This is a genomic window from Nocardia sp. NPDC004711, from assembly GCF_053601595.1.
This window is the reverse complement of sequence record NZ_JBSGCB010000028.1, coordinates 40496-54584: the sequence shown is the minus strand read 5'-3', so window position 1 is coordinate 54584 and position 14089 is coordinate 40496. Positions and strand designations below refer to the sequence as shown.

The following is a 14089-nucleotide window of genomic DNA, read 5'->3' as shown; positions in this document are numbered from 1 at the left end:
GGGCTACAGCAGACCGCGCAGCCTCAGATCCGTGACGTACTTGTCGATGAGTTCCCTTGTCAGGTGCGGGATGTCGCCGTTCGGGCCGAGTTTCGCCTGCTGCACGGCCGTCTGGAAGCGCTTGGCCGGGAGCGCCGCGCCCGCGATGGGCAGGCCGGGGCGGCGGTAGGCGTGCAGGAGCGGCAGCACCGAGTGGGTGCGCTGCTGCTCCGGCAGGGCGCGCAAGGCGGTCTCGAAACGGCCGACCCAGTCCGGGTAGGAGTCGATGCGGTCGATGGGATGGCCGGATTCGATGAGCCAGTCCACGAATTCGTCGAGGGAGATGCCGTCGTCGTGGGGGTTGAGGACGTCGTAGGTCTCGAAACCGGCGGTGACGCGGGCGCCGAGAGCCGTGATGGCGGCGGCGGTGAAGTCCGCGGGCAGCCCGTCGTAGTGGGCCCGTCGCCGCCCGCCGCCGGAATCCAAGGCGTAGAACGACTTCGGGGCCAGACCGGTGGCGAGCACGCTGAGCAGCAGGCGGGTGAACATGTCGGGCAGGTTGAACTGCCCGGCGTACACGCTGTGCGCCAGGATCATGTCGGAGCGGAAGACCGCCACCGGCAGCCCGCACAGGTCGTGCGCCTCGCGCAGCAGCACCTCACCGGCCCACTTGCTGTTGCCGTAGCCGTTGGCGTACCCGTCGCCCACCGTGCGTACGGGGCTGATCTCGCGGATGTCGCCGTCCTCGGTGAACACGGCGGGGTCGATCTGATCGGCGACAGCGACCGTGGACAGGTAGGTGACCGGTTTGCGGGTCGCGGTGAGCGCCAGGCGGATCACCTCGGCGGTGCCGACCACATTGGGACCGAACAGCTGGTCGTAGGGCAGCACGTGATTGACCAGCGCGGCCGGGTGCACGATGAAGTCGACGGTCTCGGCGAGCTCCTGCCAAACCTCTTGGTCCAGACCGAGATTCGGTGCGCCGATGTCGCCGGCCAGCACGCGCAGGCGACGCCCGGCCAGCTCCCGGTAGAGCCGCAACAGCTCGGGATCGCCGCTGTCGAACACCTCGTCCAGCCGCCGGCGCGCCGATTCGGCGTCGCGGCCGCGAATGATGCAGACGAGGGTGCCGTCGGTGTCGTCCAGGCGCTGCAGCCATTCCAGGCACAGAAACCGGCCGAGGTAACCGTTGGCGCCGGTGAGCAGCACCGTACGCGGCGGCTGCGGCGCGAGCGGCAGACCGGGCGCGGCCGCCAGGGTCGCCGCGTCCACGAACTTGTCGAGGGTGAGGTCGGTGGCGCGAATCTCGCTGCCGCCGTGCACGGTCGACGCGGTGGGACGACCGCCTGCGCCGGACCGTTCGGCCTCGATGCGGGCGGCCAGCCCGGCCAGGTCGCCGGCGGGGCTGACGATCACGCCCACCGGCACCTCGACATCGAAGATCTCGCGCAGCAGCGTCGAGAACGACAGCGCCGACAGCGAATCCCCGCCCAGGTCGGTGAAGTGCGCATCCGCCTGTGGCTCGCCGCCGCCGAGGACGGCGCGGGCGGCCCGGCACACCGTCTCGAGCACCGGCCGGTCGGCGGCCTCGCGGCGCAGCGCAAGCAGCTCGTCCTCCTGCTGCCGCGCCTGCGCGCGGTACAGCTCCTCGAGCCGCTCGCCGTAGCGCTGCCTGAGCTTGGGCCGCAACAGTTTTCCGATGCCGGACAGCAGGCCGTTGTCCTGGGTGAAGGGCTCGGTCTCGATCAGGAATTCGCGCGGGATCTCGTAGGACTCCAGTTCGGCATCCTTGGCGATCTGCTGCATGGATTCGGTGATGGCCGCGGTCATCTCGGCGGGTTCGAGCGCGACGGCGGCCGCCGAGGGCACGATGACGGCCAGCAGGTGCGAGCGCTCACTGGACCCGTGCACGAAGATCTGGGCGATCAGCGGGCTGGTGGCGAAGACGGCCTCCAGCTTGGCCACGGCCACGAACTCGCCCTGCGACAGCTTGAGCACATTGTTGCGGCGGTCGACGTACACCAGATGGTCGGGCCGGACCTCGGCGACGATATCGCCGGTGCGGTAGTAGCCGTCCTCGTCGAAGATCTCGGCGGTCACCTCGGGACGTTTGAAATAGCCCGGGATCTGCTGCGTCGACTTCACCAGGAACTCGCCGCGCGGGTACGGCTTGTCGGTGGCGAAGTAGCCGAGCTCGGGTACATCGGCCAGCTTGTAGTCGATGACCGGCGGCCGGCGGATCTCGTTGTCCATGAGCAGGCCGCCGCCGGCCTCGGTGGAGCCGTAGCCGTCGACGAGCGGCTGGCCCAGCACCGAGTTCATGAACTCCTTCATCTCCGCGGAGATGGGCGCGCTGCCGACCATGACCCGGAGCAGGCGGCCGCCCAGGAAGTCCTGTCGCAGTGCGGCTTTCGCGGCCTCGTCGGCCTCGAAGGGGGCCGCGCCCGCGGCAATGCGGCGCTGTACGTCGCTCTGATAGCGCTGGAACACCATGTCGCACACGCGCGGGACGAAGAACGCCTCGGTGGGCCGGGCCAGGCCGAAATCCTCGAACAGGGTCGACATGTCGCTGGCCGCCGCGAAATACGCGGTCCCGCCGCGCGCGAAGGTGCCGCTCAGCACCATGCGGCCGGCGACGTGACTCAGGGGCATATAGCAGAAATTGATGACCGGGGCCGGAATGACCGTGGGCCCCAACCACATACCGGTCGCCAGACGCTGCGGGTAGATCGCGCCCTTGGGGGTCCCGGTGCTGCCGGAGGTGTAGATGAGCAGGGCGAGCTCGTCCTCGTCGGCGGGCACGTGCAGCGGCGCCGCGGGCAGGTCCCGGCCCCGGTCCGCCACGGCCGCAAGCGATTCCAGGCTGATCGCGGCTCCCGACTCCGCGATGCGGCGCTGTGCGGCGGCGTAGGTCTCGGCGTGGTGGTCGTCGCCGGGTTCGAAGTCGAAGACCACGATCGATTCCACCGGCGTGCCGCCGAGCACGCAGTCGAGCGCGGGCGGGAGCAGTTCCAGGCTCACCGCCAGCGTCCGGGCGCCGGTCTCGGTGATGATCGAATGCCATTGTGCGGCAGGTGAACCCGATTGCAGTGGGACGCTCACCAGGCCCAGCCGGATGCCGGCCAGCTCGACGGCGGTGAAGTCGCCGCTGGCGAAGCCCAGGATGCACAGGAAGTCCCCCGCGCGCAGGGGGTGTCGCGGGTCCGCGTGCCAGGCGGCCGCGATATCCCCGGAACGCACCCACAGCTCGCCATAGCTCGTGGTGCGATACGCGGGCAGCAGCCGCCGGGTGCGCCGCCCGTCGGCGCCGACCACGATCTCGGTGGCCCGCTCGGCGATGGCGGGCCGGTCGGCGTATCCGCCGAAGAGCACCGCCGCCACACCGGCCAGCCCCTGCCCGGACTGCTGGGCCGCGGCCGCGACCTCGGGTAGCGGGACCAGCGCCCGCACCTGATCGTCGGCCATCAGTTCCTCGAACCGCTTCGCGATCTCGGCATGCGCGAGCCGATCCGCGAATCGCTGGGTAAGCTCCGCCCGAACGGCGTCCTCGACCATCAATGTCCTCCCTGGTCTCCGGCGATCACGACGCCACGAATTCGTTCGGACGTCGGGTTTTCTCCCCATCAATTAGCTTTGCTAACGTTTCCACCATGGGCGGCCGGGAGGGGAAAGTCAAGCACTCCGCGGCGCACCCCCAATCCAGGATGCGCCGCGAATCCGCAGCGTGCTACCGGTAGCCCGAATCGGTCACCGCGGCATCGATCAGGTCGGCGATGGTGACCCGGCTGCCAGGCCAGCGAGGCGTGGCTCGAGGTCAGCTCGACGGTCCGGCGGGGCCCGTCCGCTCGGCCATGCGCCGCTCGTTGTCCAGGTTGATCATGCGGTCCCCGGTGGAGACCTGATACCAGGTCGGCTTGGCCTTCCAGGCCGGGGCGGTAACGGCGTCACCGAAGGTGGAGCCCAGTGGGGCCTGCTGGGTGACCGCCATGACCGGACCCTCGTCCTCAGTGTGGTCCTGGCAGAAGCTGTCGTGGAACTCAGACCAGGGCGTCGTCGGCGGGGCTGGGCTCGGCGGCGGGCCGGTCGGTGCGGAGCAACAGGCCGCAGCCGAGAGCGGCCACCGCCATGACGATCGCGCCCAGGATCGCCATGGTGTTCATACCCGAGGTGAAGGCGGCGCGGGCCGCCGAGAGGATGGCGTCCCCGCCGGGCAGGCCGGCACTGACACCGACAGCGCCGCCGAGGGTTTCATGAATGGTGTGCGCGGCGGCCGGGGGCAGATCCGCGGGCAGGGCGCGATCGACCTTGCTTCCGTACACCGCCGCGCCGATGCTGCCGAGCACGGCGATGCCGAGCGCACCGCCGAATTCGCCGCCGGTCTCGAGCACCGCGGAGGCCGCGCCCGCCCGCTCCGGCGCGACCGCGCCGATGGCCAGATCGGTGACCAGGGTCATCACCACCACCAGTCCCGCGCCCAGCAGGGCGGCCGCCAACAGCACCAGCGCCAGCGAGTGCACCCCGACCAGCGCCATCACCACGAAACCTGAAGCAGCGATGAGGAATCCGGCCGCCACCACCGGGCCCGGCCCCAGCTTGGGGGCCAGCGCCGCCGCCAGCGGAGCCGCGCCGCCCACCACCACGGCGGGGGCCAGGCTCCACAGCGCCGACACGAACGGGCTCATGCCGAGCACCGACTGCAGGTACTGGGTCACGAACACCGCATTGCCGACGAGGGCGAACATGCCCAGCAGTTGCGCCGACACCGACACCGTGTAGGTGCGCCGGGTGAACAGCGCCGCGTCGAGCACCGAGTCCGGCACCCGCCGCTGCCGGATCACGAACACCGCGCCCACTGCCAGCCCGGCCAGCAGGATCACCAACCGCCACACCGTGAATCCATTGGCGGCCCATTCCTTGAGCCCGAAGATGATCGGCATGACCGCCGCCAGCGACAGCACCGCGCTGATCCAGTCGAACCGTTCCGCCCGCGCCCCACGGAATTCCGGCAGCATCGCCTGGGCCAGCACCAGCAGCAGCGCCATGGCGGGGATATTGATCAGGAACACCGAGCCCCACCAGAAGTACTGCAGCAGTGCGCCACTGAGCACCGGACCGATGGCCACGCCGCTGCTCATCACGCCCGCCCACACCGCCATCGCCTTGGTGCGGTCGGCATCGCGGACGAAGATGTTGCGGATCAGCGCCAGCGTGGACGGCATGAGGGTGGCGCCCGCGATGCCGAGCACGGCACGGGCGGCAATGAGCGCCTCGGCATTCGGCGCGTAGGCCGCCGCGAAGGAGGCCACACTGAAGCCGGCCGCGCCGATCAGCAGCAGCCGCCGCCGGCCGATGCGGTCACCGAGCGCGCCCATGGTGAGCAGGAGCCCGGCCAGCACGAAGCCGTAGATGTCGAAGATCCACAGCTGCTGGGTGGCACTGGGATCCAGGTCGCGCACGATGAAGGGCACCGCGAAATACAGCACCGAGACATCCATGGAGACCAGCAGCAGCGGCAGGACGAGCACGGCGAGCGCGCTCCATTCCCGCCGGCCCGCGCGCCGGTGTTCTTCGTTGTTCATTGACTCGACGACTTTCGTTCCGGGAGAGGCGAACACCGCCAGCATCGCCGAATCCGCTGGCAGGGCCCTGGTATCGGATTGCCAGCGGACTGACAGCGCGCCCGGTCAGCATGACGGGTCGAACTCCCGTCCCCCGATGGGTCACACTCGATCGGCACGTACACGACGATCCGCCCCGAGGAACCATGCACAACCTTCCCGACGACGCCGTGCGCGTCGAAACCCCCGCGCGCTACCGGATCTCGAACTCAGCGGCGTTCTGGCTGCTGTCGATCGCGCTGGGGCTGCTGCTGTTCGCGTCGGCGGCCCCGTCGCCGATGTATCCGGTGTATCAGCAGATGTGGCACTACTCGTCGCTGGTGTCGACGGGTGTCTATGCCGCGAATGCCATTGCGCTGCTGGTGACTCTGCTGTTCGCGGGCTCGCTGTCCGACCATATCGGGCGGCGGCCGGTGCTCATCGCGGCGGTGCTGGTGGAGCTGGCCGGGACGCTGGCCTTCGCCGAAGCGCAGTCCGTGACTTGGCTTTTCACCGCCCGCATCGTGCAGGGCATCGCGACCGGACTGGCCACGGGTGCGATCACCGCGACGCTCATCGATCTGCAGCCCGCGGAATCGCGGCTGGGCGCGCTCATGACGAATGTGGCGGCCGGCGGCGGGCTCGCGGTGGGTGCGATCAGTTCCGGGCTGCTGGTGGCCTACGCGCCCGCGCCGACCCGGCTGGTGTACTGGCTGCTGGCGGTGGCGTTCACCGTCATCGTGATCGGCGTGCTGCTGATTCCGGAGACGGTCGCGCCCGACGGGCGGGGCCTGGCCTCACTCAAGCCCAAAGTGTCGGTGCCGCAAGAGGTCCGGGTGGCCTTCCTCACCCTGGTGCCGTCGATCGCGGCCACGTGGGCGCTGGGCGGGCTCTATCTGGCGCTGGGCGGCGCGCTCATGAAGGTGCACTTCCACGTCGGCACACCGCTGGCCGGTGGCCTGGTGGTGGTCGCGTTGCAGGGCACCTCGGCGGTGACCGCACTGCTGGCACGCGACTGGACCATCGATCAGGCGCTGCTGCGCGGGCCGATCCTGCTCATGTCCGGGGTCTCGCTGGCGCTGCTGGGCGCGGCGACCGAGTCGGTGTGGCTGTTCTTCGCGGCCAGTGTGGTGGCCGGGGTCGGCTTCGGGCCGTCGTTCTCGGGTGCGCTGCGCCTGCTGACCGGTCTGTCACCGGCCGAGACCCGGGCGGAGGTGGTGACCGCGATCTATGTGGTCTCCTACCTGTCGCTCAGTGTGCCCGCGGTCATCGCGGGGCTGTGCGTGCAGCGGTTCGGCCTGGCCGCCACGACCTACGGCTACGGCCTGATCGTGATCGCGATGGAGGCCGTCGCCCTGGCCGGGTCGCTGCGCCACCGCAGTCCGCACACCGCGCTGGCCGGACATCTGTGCCCGGCGCCGTGCCCGGGCTCGGTCGCGCCGATGCCGCGGGTGGTGTCGGCGCACCCCTGACCAGCGATCGCGGCCGCGGCTTGTTAAGGTGGACAGGTGATTTCCACCCGGCAGGCATGGCGCTGGCTGCACTAGCAGCCCGATGAACCATGACCACGGGCTGTACGCGGCCCGTGATTCCCGACCGGAACACCCAGCTCGTGCAGCCTCCATGAACTTTCAGGAGTTGTACGTGACCACCCTTTCGGATTCCTTCGCCGCGTCCCGCGAGCGCAGCGACGAGCTGGCCGCCGAGGTGGCCGCGCATCCCGGCCGCTTCCGCGTCCTCACCGGTGAACGGCCCACGGGCAGACTGCATCTGGGCCACTACTTCGGCACCGTCCGGGAACGGGTGCGGTTGCAGGAACTGGGCGTGGACCTGTGGGTGATCCTCGCCGACTATCAGGTCATCACCGACCGCGACAGCCTCGGCCAGGTCCGCGAGAACGTCTACAGCGCGGTGCTGGACTACGCCGCCGCCGGGATCGACATGAGCCGGGCGACCGTGTTCACCCATTCCTCGGTGCCGGCCCTCAATCAGCTCATGCTGCCGTTCCTGAGTCTGGTCACCGAGTCGGAGCTGCACCGCAATCCGACGGTGAAGGCGGAACTGGCCGCCTCGGAGCGGGCGCTGAGCGGGCTGCTGCTCACCTACCCGGTGCATCAGGCTGCCGACATCCTGTTCTGCAAGGGCAATCTGGTGCCGGTGGGCAAGGACCAGCTGCCGCACCTGGAGGTCACCCGGATCATCGCGCGGCGCTTCAACGAGCGCTACGGCCGGGTGTTCCCGGAACCGCAGGCGCTGCTCACCTCGACCCCGGAGATTCCGGGCCTGGACGGCCGCAAGATGTCCAAGAGCTACGGCAATGCCATCTCGCTGTCCATGACCGCAGATGAGACCGCGGCGCTCATCCGCCGCACCGCAACCGATTCCGACCGGCGCATCACCTTCGATCCCGATGCCCGGCCCGGCGTCTCGGCGCTGCTCACCACGGCCGCACTGTGCCTGGGCACCGATGAGCAGACGCTGGCGGACAAGCTCGGCGACGGCGGCGGCGCGGCGCTGAAGAAGCTGGCCACCGACGCGGTGAACGACTTCTTCGCGGGTCATCGGGCCCGGCGCGCGGAGCTGGCCGCGGACCCGGATTTCGCGAGTGGCATTGTGCGCGAGGGCAATCGGCGCGCCGACGAGATCGCCGAACGCACCCTCGACGAGGTGCGCTCGGCGATGGGGACGGTGTACTAGTCCGCCAGGGCTCCGTAGACCGCGGTCAGGAAGTCGTCGCCGAGCGGGCTGCGCCACTCGGCGGCGATGATGATGTTGGCGGACTGCACGAAAAGCAGTGTCACCAGATCCTTCTCGGGGTCCGCGTACCAGGCGGTGCCGAGACCGCCCGGCCAGGACAGGGTGCCGACGCTCGGGATGCCGCTGCCGGGTTCGGTCTGCATCTTCACGCCGTAGCCGAACCCCTGGTCGGCCCAGATGGCCTGGCCCAGCGGCGGATTGAAGGGAGCTGCCGCGTGCTGCTCGGGGGTGAGGTGGTCCCGGCTCAGCGCGGCAACCGTTTCGGCCGACAGGATCCGGAGCCCGTCCAGCTCACCGCCATTGAGCAGCATGCGGGCGAAGCGCGCGTAATCGTCCACCGTGGATACCAGGCCCGCGCCGCCGGAGGGGAACAGCGGCTCCTCGCCCCACGCGGTGGTGGCCGGCCGGTCGAGTTCGGTGCGATCGGGGCCGTACAGCACGCTCAGGCGGTCGCGCTCCGATTCTTGCACCGTGAATCCGGTGTCCATCATGCCCAGCGGCGTCAGCACCCGTTCGCGCAGCACGGTTTCCAGCGGCTGCCCGGTCACCCGGCTGATCAGGATGCCGAGGATGTCGGAGGCGGTGTGATAGCGCCACACCGTGCCGGGCTGCGCGATGAGCGGCAGCTCGCCGACCCGGCGCAGCCACTCGTCCGGTGCCAGCCGTTCGGCGTTCGCGACGCCGATGGCGCTCGCGATGGGATCGGCGGTGAGGGCGAACAATTGCGGTGCGAGGCTGGAGCGGCCCCAGCCCAGGCCCAGCCGGTAGGTGAGCAGATCCTCCACGGTGATCGGGCGCTCGGCGGGCACCACGTCCGCGGGCGAGCCGTCCGGGTCGCGCATGACGGTGCGGCCGGCCAGTTCCGGCAGCCAGGCGTCCACCGGATCCGACAGCGCGATGCGGCCCTCGTCCACCAGGGTCAGCGCCGCCACCGCGGTGATCGGCTTGGTCATCGAGGCGATGCGGAAGAGGGTGTCGCGCCGCATCGGCTGCTCGGCCCCCCGATCCCGCCAGCCCACCGTGTCCACCTGCACCAGTTCGCCGTGCCGGTAGATCGCGGCCACCGCGCCGGCCACCTCGTCCCGCTCGACGTACCCGTCGAGTACCTCGCTCACCTTCTTCAGCCCCTCGGCCGAAAACCCGTTCACCGCAATCGCTCCCTTCCGTCGGCAGCCGGAATCAACCGCCGACGGCCGCCGATATTCCCGGCGGGGTTCGGGTGGTTCTCTCAGGCACCCACGTATGCGGCGAGGTGCTGACCGGTCAGCGTCGAGCGGGCGGCCACCAGATCGGCGGGGGTGCCCTCGAAGACGATCCGGCCGCCGTCGTGACCCGCACCCGGTCCCAGATCGACGATCCAGTCGGCGTGCGCCATGACGGCCTGGTGATGCTCGATGACGATGACCGATTTGCCGGAATCCACCAGGCGGTCCAGCAATCCGAGCAGATGCTCCACATCGGCCAGGTGCAGACCGGTGGTGGGCTCGTCCAGCACATACACGCCGCCCTTGTCCCCCATGTGGGTGGCCAGCTTCAGCCGCTGCCGCTCACCGCCGGACAGCGTGGTCAGCGGCTGCCCCAGGCTCAGGTAACCGAGGCCGACATCGTCGAGATGCTGCAGGATCTTGTGCGCGGCAGGGATTTTCGCCTCGCCGTCCGCGAAGAACTCGAGCGCCGCGCTGATCGGCATGGCCAGCACCTCGCTGATATCGCGCCCGCCGAGCTGGTATTCGAGCACCGCCGCCTGGAAACGCTTGCCCTCGCACTCCTCACACACGGTGGCCACGCCGGCCATCATGGCCAGGTCGGTGTAGATCACGCCCGCGCCGTTGCAGGTCGGGCACGCACCCTCCGAATTCGCGCTGAACAGTGCGGGTTTCACGCCATTGGCCTTGGCGAACGCCTTGCGGATCGGCTCGAGCAGGCCGGTGTAGGTGGCCGGATTGCTGCGCCGCGAACCCTTGATCGCGCCCTGGTCGATGGACACCACGCCCTCACCGGCCGGAATCGACCCGTGCACCAGCGAGCTCTTGCCCGAGCCCGCGACACCGGTGATGACCACCAGCACGCCCAGCGGGATGTCGACATCCACCTTCTGCAGGTTGTTGGCCGTGGCGCCGCGGATCTCCAACGCCGCCTCGGACTTCCGGACCACATCCTTGAGCGCGGCCCGGTCGTCGAAGTGGCGTCCGGTGATGGTGCCACTGCTGCGCAGCCCGTCGACGGTGCCCTCGAAGCAGATCTCGCCGCCGCCGGAACCCGCACCGGGGCCGATGTCCACGATGTGGTCGGCGATGGTGATGGTCTCGGGCTTGTGCTCGACCACCAGCACGGTATTGCCCTTGTCCCGCAACCGCAGCAGCAGATCGTTCATGCGCTGGATGTCGTGCGGGTGCAGGCCGACGGTCGGCTCGTCGAAGACGTAGGTGACATCGGTGAGCGCCGAACCCAGATGCCGAATCATCTTGACGCGCTGCGCCTCACCGCCGGACAGCGTGCCCGATGCGCGGTTCAGGCTCAGATAGCCCAGCCCGATCTCGACGAACGAGTCCAGCACCTGCTGCAGCGATTCCAGCAGCGGCGCGACCGACGGCTCGTTCAGCGCGCGCACCCAGTCGGCCAGATCGCTGATCTGCATGGCGCAGGCGTCGGCGATGCTGATCTCGCGGATCTTCGAGGACCGGGCCAGCTCGCTGAGCCGGGTGCCGTCGCAGTCGGGGCAGATCTGGAAGGTGACCGCGCGCTCGACGAACGCGCGCACGTGCGGCTGCAGCGAGTCGATGTCCTTGGACAGCATGGACTTTCGGATCTTGGGAATCAGGCCCTCGTAGGTCAGGTTGATGCCCTCGACCTTGATCTTGGTCGGTTCCCGGTAGAGCAGGTCGGCGAGCTCGCGCTTGTTGTACTTCTTGATCGGCTTGTCCGGGTCGAAGTAGCCGCTGCCGATGAAGATCCGCCCGTACCAGCCGTCCATGCTGTAGCCGGGAATAGTGAACGGGCCTTCGTTGAGCGACTTGCTGTCGTCGTAGAGCTGGGTCAGATCGATGTCGTTGACCGCGCCGCGCCCCTCACAGCGCGGGCACATGCCGCCGGTCACCGAGAAGCTGCGCCGCTCCTTGACCTGCTTGCCGCCCTTCTCCACGGTCACCGCGCCCGCACCGCTGATCGAGGCGACATTGAACGAGAACGCCTGCGGCGAGCCGATATGCGGCTGCCCGAGACGGCTGAACAGGATGCGCAGCATGGCACTGGCGTCGGTGGCGGTGCCGACGGTGGAGCGCGGATCCCCGCCCATGCGTTGCTGATCCACGCTGATGGCGGTGGTCAGGCCCTCGAGCACGTCCACCTCGGGACGGGCCAGCGTCGGCATGAACCCCTGCACGAAGGCGCTGTAGGTCTCGTTGATCAGCCGCTGGGATTCGGCGGCGATGGTGTCGAAGACCAGTGAGCTCTTGCCCGAACCTGATACGCCCGTGAACACCGTGAGCCGGCGCTTGGGCAGATCGACGGAGACGTCCTTGAGGTTGTTCACCCGCGCGCCGACCACCCGGATCAGGTCGTGGGCGTCGGCGGCGGGCAGGGCGGGCTGCGGGGACTTGCTCGGGGCCATGCGTGTCTCCATCTGTGCGGGCGTACCGGTGGGGCGGAAGAGCGGGTCAGGAAGCCTGCTGGATACGAACCAGATTGCCCGCGGGGTCGCGCACGGCGAAGTCACGCACGCCGTAGGGCTGATCGGTCGGCTCCTGGACGATCTCGACCGCGTCGCCGGCCTGCAGCTTCTCGAAGGCGGCGTCGACGTCCGCGGAGGCCAGCAGGATGGCGCCGTAGGTGCCCTTGGCCATCATCTCCACGATGAGCTTGCGCTCGTCCTCGGTGATGCCCGGATCCACGGCCGGCGGGTGCAGCACGATGGAGGTTCCGGGCTGATCGGCCGGGCCGACCGTGAGCCAGCGCAGCCCGTTGTAGCCGACGTCCTTGCGGAGTTCGAAGCCGAGCGCGTCGCGGTAGAAGGCCAGCGCGGCCTCGGCGTCATTGTGCGGGAGGAAGCTCGCTGCAATGGTGATATCCATGGCGATCAGGCTAGTTGCGGGGCGCTTGCCTGGGCTTCTCGATTCCTGATCGGTCGGGTCACCTGCTTCTCGACGCAGGAGGGCATGCCCTCGGGGGCATCGGCCATCTGCTGTTTGTACACGCTGGGCGGCACCCCGACCAGCTCGGTGAAGCGGGTGCTGAAGGTGCCCAGCGAGGAGCAGCCGACCGCGAAGCAGACCTCGGTGACACTCAGGTCCCCGCGTCGCAGCAACGCCATGGCCCGTTCGATGCGCCGCGTCATCAGGTAGGCGTACACCGATTCGCCGTAGGCGGCCCGGAACTGCCGGCTCAGATGCCCGGCGGAGATGTGCGCGTCGCGGGCGAGGGCCTCGACATCCAGCGGCTGCGCGTACTCGCGGTCGATGCGGTCCCGCACCCGGCGCAGCCGCGCCAGATCGCGCAGCCGCTGTTCCTCGTCGGGTTTGCCGGTCACCTGTCGATGGTCGCACGCTGGGCGAATACTGTCGCGACGGCGTACCCGGTGATTTGGGGCTACCCTGCAAACGTTTTGTCAGGTAACAGTTTTGCCTTGACACAAGACATAGCGTGTCGGGGGAACCGGATCGGCCGGGGCCCCGGCACGAATCGACGATGAGGCCGAGCGTGGCCCGAGGACTGGAATCAGCTGTTCGATGAAGCTCTCTGCACTACGTAATAGGACCGCCCTGCGGACCGCCGCCGTCGCGCTCACCGCCGCGTTGTCCGTGGCCCTGGCCACCGGCACCGGCTCGGCCGACCCGGACAAGCCTTCGGCCATCAGTTCCATCCAGAAGGATGGACGGACCTGGCATCTGAAGGTCTACTCCGCGGCCATGGGCCAGGACATCCCCGTGGACGTGCAGCGTCCGGCCGACGAGTCGCAGGCCGCGCCGAACCTGTACATGCTCAACGGCCTCGACGGCGGCCTGGGCACCGCCAGCTGGAACGCCCAGACCAATGCCCTCGGCTTCCTGGCCGACAAGCAGGTCAATGTGATCCAGCCGATCGGTGGCCGCGGCAGCTACTACACCGACTGGATCAAGGACGACCCGCAGCTCGGGCGCAACAAGTGGACGACGTTCTTCACCCAGGAACTGCCGCCGCTGCTCGATGCCGCGCTCGGCTCCACCGGCCTCAATGCCCTGGCCGGCCTGTCCACCTCCGGCACCTCGGTGCTGCAGCTGGCCGAGGCCCAGCCCGGTCTGTGGAAGTCGGTGGCCGCCTACAGCGGGTGCGCGCAGATCGCCGACCCGATGGGCAAGCAGTTCCTCAAGTTCGCCGTGGAGACCTGGGCGGGCGGCAAGACCGAGAACATGTACGGTCCCGACGACAGCCCGCTGTGGACCGCCAACGACCCGGTCATCAATGCCGAGAAGCTGCGCGGCACCCAGCTCTACATCTCCAGCGGCAGCGGCATTCCGCTGATGAAGGACGTCGAGTACTACACCAAGTCCGCTCCCGGCCCGCAGGGTGACATCAACCTGGCGCTGGGCATGATCATCGAGGGCGGCGTCAACGCCTGCACCCACAACCTCAAGGACAAGCTGGACTCGATCAACATCCCGGCGACCTACCAGTTCGACCCGGTGGGCACCCACTACTGGCCGTACTGGGAGACCGCCCTGCACGACTCGTGGCCGCTGCTGGCCTCGGGTATGGGCATTCCCGCCTGAGTCACAGTTCGC

Annotated in this window: 9 protein-coding genes and 1 pseudogene; 3 read left to right on the top strand and 7 right to left on the bottom strand. The window is 69.1% G+C overall.

What is annotated here, in order from left to right:
- Positions 1 to 3: 3 nt before the first annotated feature.
- The 3 genes and pseudogenes from car to ACWEKS_RS27285 all read right to left on the bottom strand — a co-directional run bounded on the left by car (position 4) and on the right by ACWEKS_RS27285 (position 5558).
- Positions 4 to 3534 (bottom strand): carboxylic acid reductase, encoded by a 3531-nt coding sequence (car, locus tag ACWEKS_RS27295; RefSeq protein ID WP_452342702.1) that lies wholly within the window; start codon positions 3532 to 3534, stop codon positions 4 to 6.
- 172 nt (positions 3535 to 3706) lie between these two features.
- Positions 3707 to 4054: pseudogene (locus ACWEKS_RS27290) on the bottom strand (alpha/beta hydrolase); the annotation flags it as partial.
- Entirely contained in the window at positions 4017 to 5558 is a 1542-nt protein-coding gene (locus tag ACWEKS_RS27285) for an MFS transporter (protein WP_452342701.1), read from the bottom strand. The gene ACWEKS_RS27285 and the pseudogene ACWEKS_RS27290, both read right to left, overlap by 38 nt.
- Before the next feature lie 185 nt (positions 5559 to 5743).
- On the opposite strand from ACWEKS_RS27285, the gene ACWEKS_RS27280 reads away from it, so the two are divergent.
- Both ACWEKS_RS27280 and trpS read left to right on the top strand, forming a co-directional pair.
- Entirely contained in the window at positions 5744 to 7048 is a 1305-nt protein-coding gene (locus tag ACWEKS_RS27280; RefSeq protein WP_452342700.1) for an MFS transporter, read from the top strand.
- A gap of 172 nt (positions 7049 to 7220) precedes the next feature.
- On the top strand, positions 7221 to 8273 hold the full coding sequence (gene trpS / locus ACWEKS_RS27275) for a tryptophan--tRNA ligase (RefSeq protein WP_452342699.1): 1053 nt from the start codon (positions 7221 to 7223) through the stop codon (positions 8271 to 8273).
- On the opposite strand, the gene ACWEKS_RS27270 is transcribed toward trpS, so the two are convergent.
- The 4 genes from ACWEKS_RS27270 to ACWEKS_RS27255 all read right to left on the bottom strand — a co-directional run bounded on the left by ACWEKS_RS27270 (position 8270) and on the right by ACWEKS_RS27255 (position 12858).
- A complete protein-coding gene (locus ACWEKS_RS27270; RefSeq protein WP_452342698.1) occupies positions 8270 to 9481 on the bottom strand; it encodes a serine hydrolase domain-containing protein in 1212 nt (403 codons plus the stop codon). The two genes, trpS and ACWEKS_RS27270, sit on opposite strands and share 4 nt — an antisense overlap.
- An 80-nt stretch (positions 9482 to 9561) precedes the next feature.
- Positions 9562 to 11943, bottom strand: a complete 2382-nt coding sequence (locus ACWEKS_RS27265; protein WP_452342697.1) for an ATP-binding cassette domain-containing protein — start codon at positions 11941 to 11943, stop codon at positions 9562 to 9564.
- 46 nt (positions 11944 to 11989) lie between these two features.
- Positions 11990 to 12403 (bottom strand): VOC family protein, encoded by a 414-nt coding sequence (locus tag ACWEKS_RS27260; protein ID WP_452342696.1) that lies wholly within the window; start codon positions 12401 to 12403, stop codon positions 11990 to 11992.
- A gap of 5 nt (positions 12404 to 12408) precedes the next feature.
- Positions 12409 to 12858, bottom strand: a complete 450-nt coding sequence (locus tag ACWEKS_RS27255) for a helix-turn-helix transcriptional regulator (RefSeq protein WP_354844782.1) — start codon at positions 12856 to 12858, stop codon at positions 12409 to 12411.
- Between the two features lie 199 nt (positions 12859 to 13057).
- Here ACWEKS_RS27255 and ACWEKS_RS27250 point away from each other — a divergent pair, with 199 nt between their 5' ends.
- Positions 13058 to 14077 (top strand): alpha/beta hydrolase, encoded by a 1020-nt coding sequence (locus ACWEKS_RS27250; RefSeq protein WP_452342695.1) that lies wholly within the window; start codon positions 13058 to 13060, stop codon positions 14075 to 14077.
- Positions 14078 to 14089 lie beyond the last annotated feature (12 nt).

Bases quoted from the DNA above. Each gene is read 5' to 3' on its own strand.
- car (WP_452342702.1), bottom strand. From the start codon at position 3,534: ATGGTCGAGGACGCCGTTCGGGCGGAGCTTACCCAGCGATTCGCGGAT.
- ACWEKS_RS27285 (WP_452342701.1), bottom strand. From the start codon at position 5,558: ATGAACAACGAAGAACACCGGCGCGCGGGCCGGCGGGAATGGAGCGCG.
- ACWEKS_RS27280 (WP_452342700.1), top strand. From the start codon at position 5,744: ATGCACAACCTTCCCGACGACGCCGTGCGCGTCGAAACCCCCGCGCGC.
- ACWEKS_RS27265 (WP_452342697.1), bottom strand. From the start codon at position 11,943: ATGGCCCCGAGCAAGTCCCCGCAGCCCGCCCTGCCCGCCGCCGACGCC.
- ACWEKS_RS27260 (WP_452342696.1), bottom strand. From the start codon at position 12,403: ATGGATATCACCATTGCAGCGAGCTTCCTCCCGCACAATGACGCCGAG.
- ACWEKS_RS27250 (WP_452342695.1), top strand. From the start codon at position 13,058: ATGAAGCTCTCTGCACTACGTAATAGGACCGCCCTGCGGACCGCCGCC.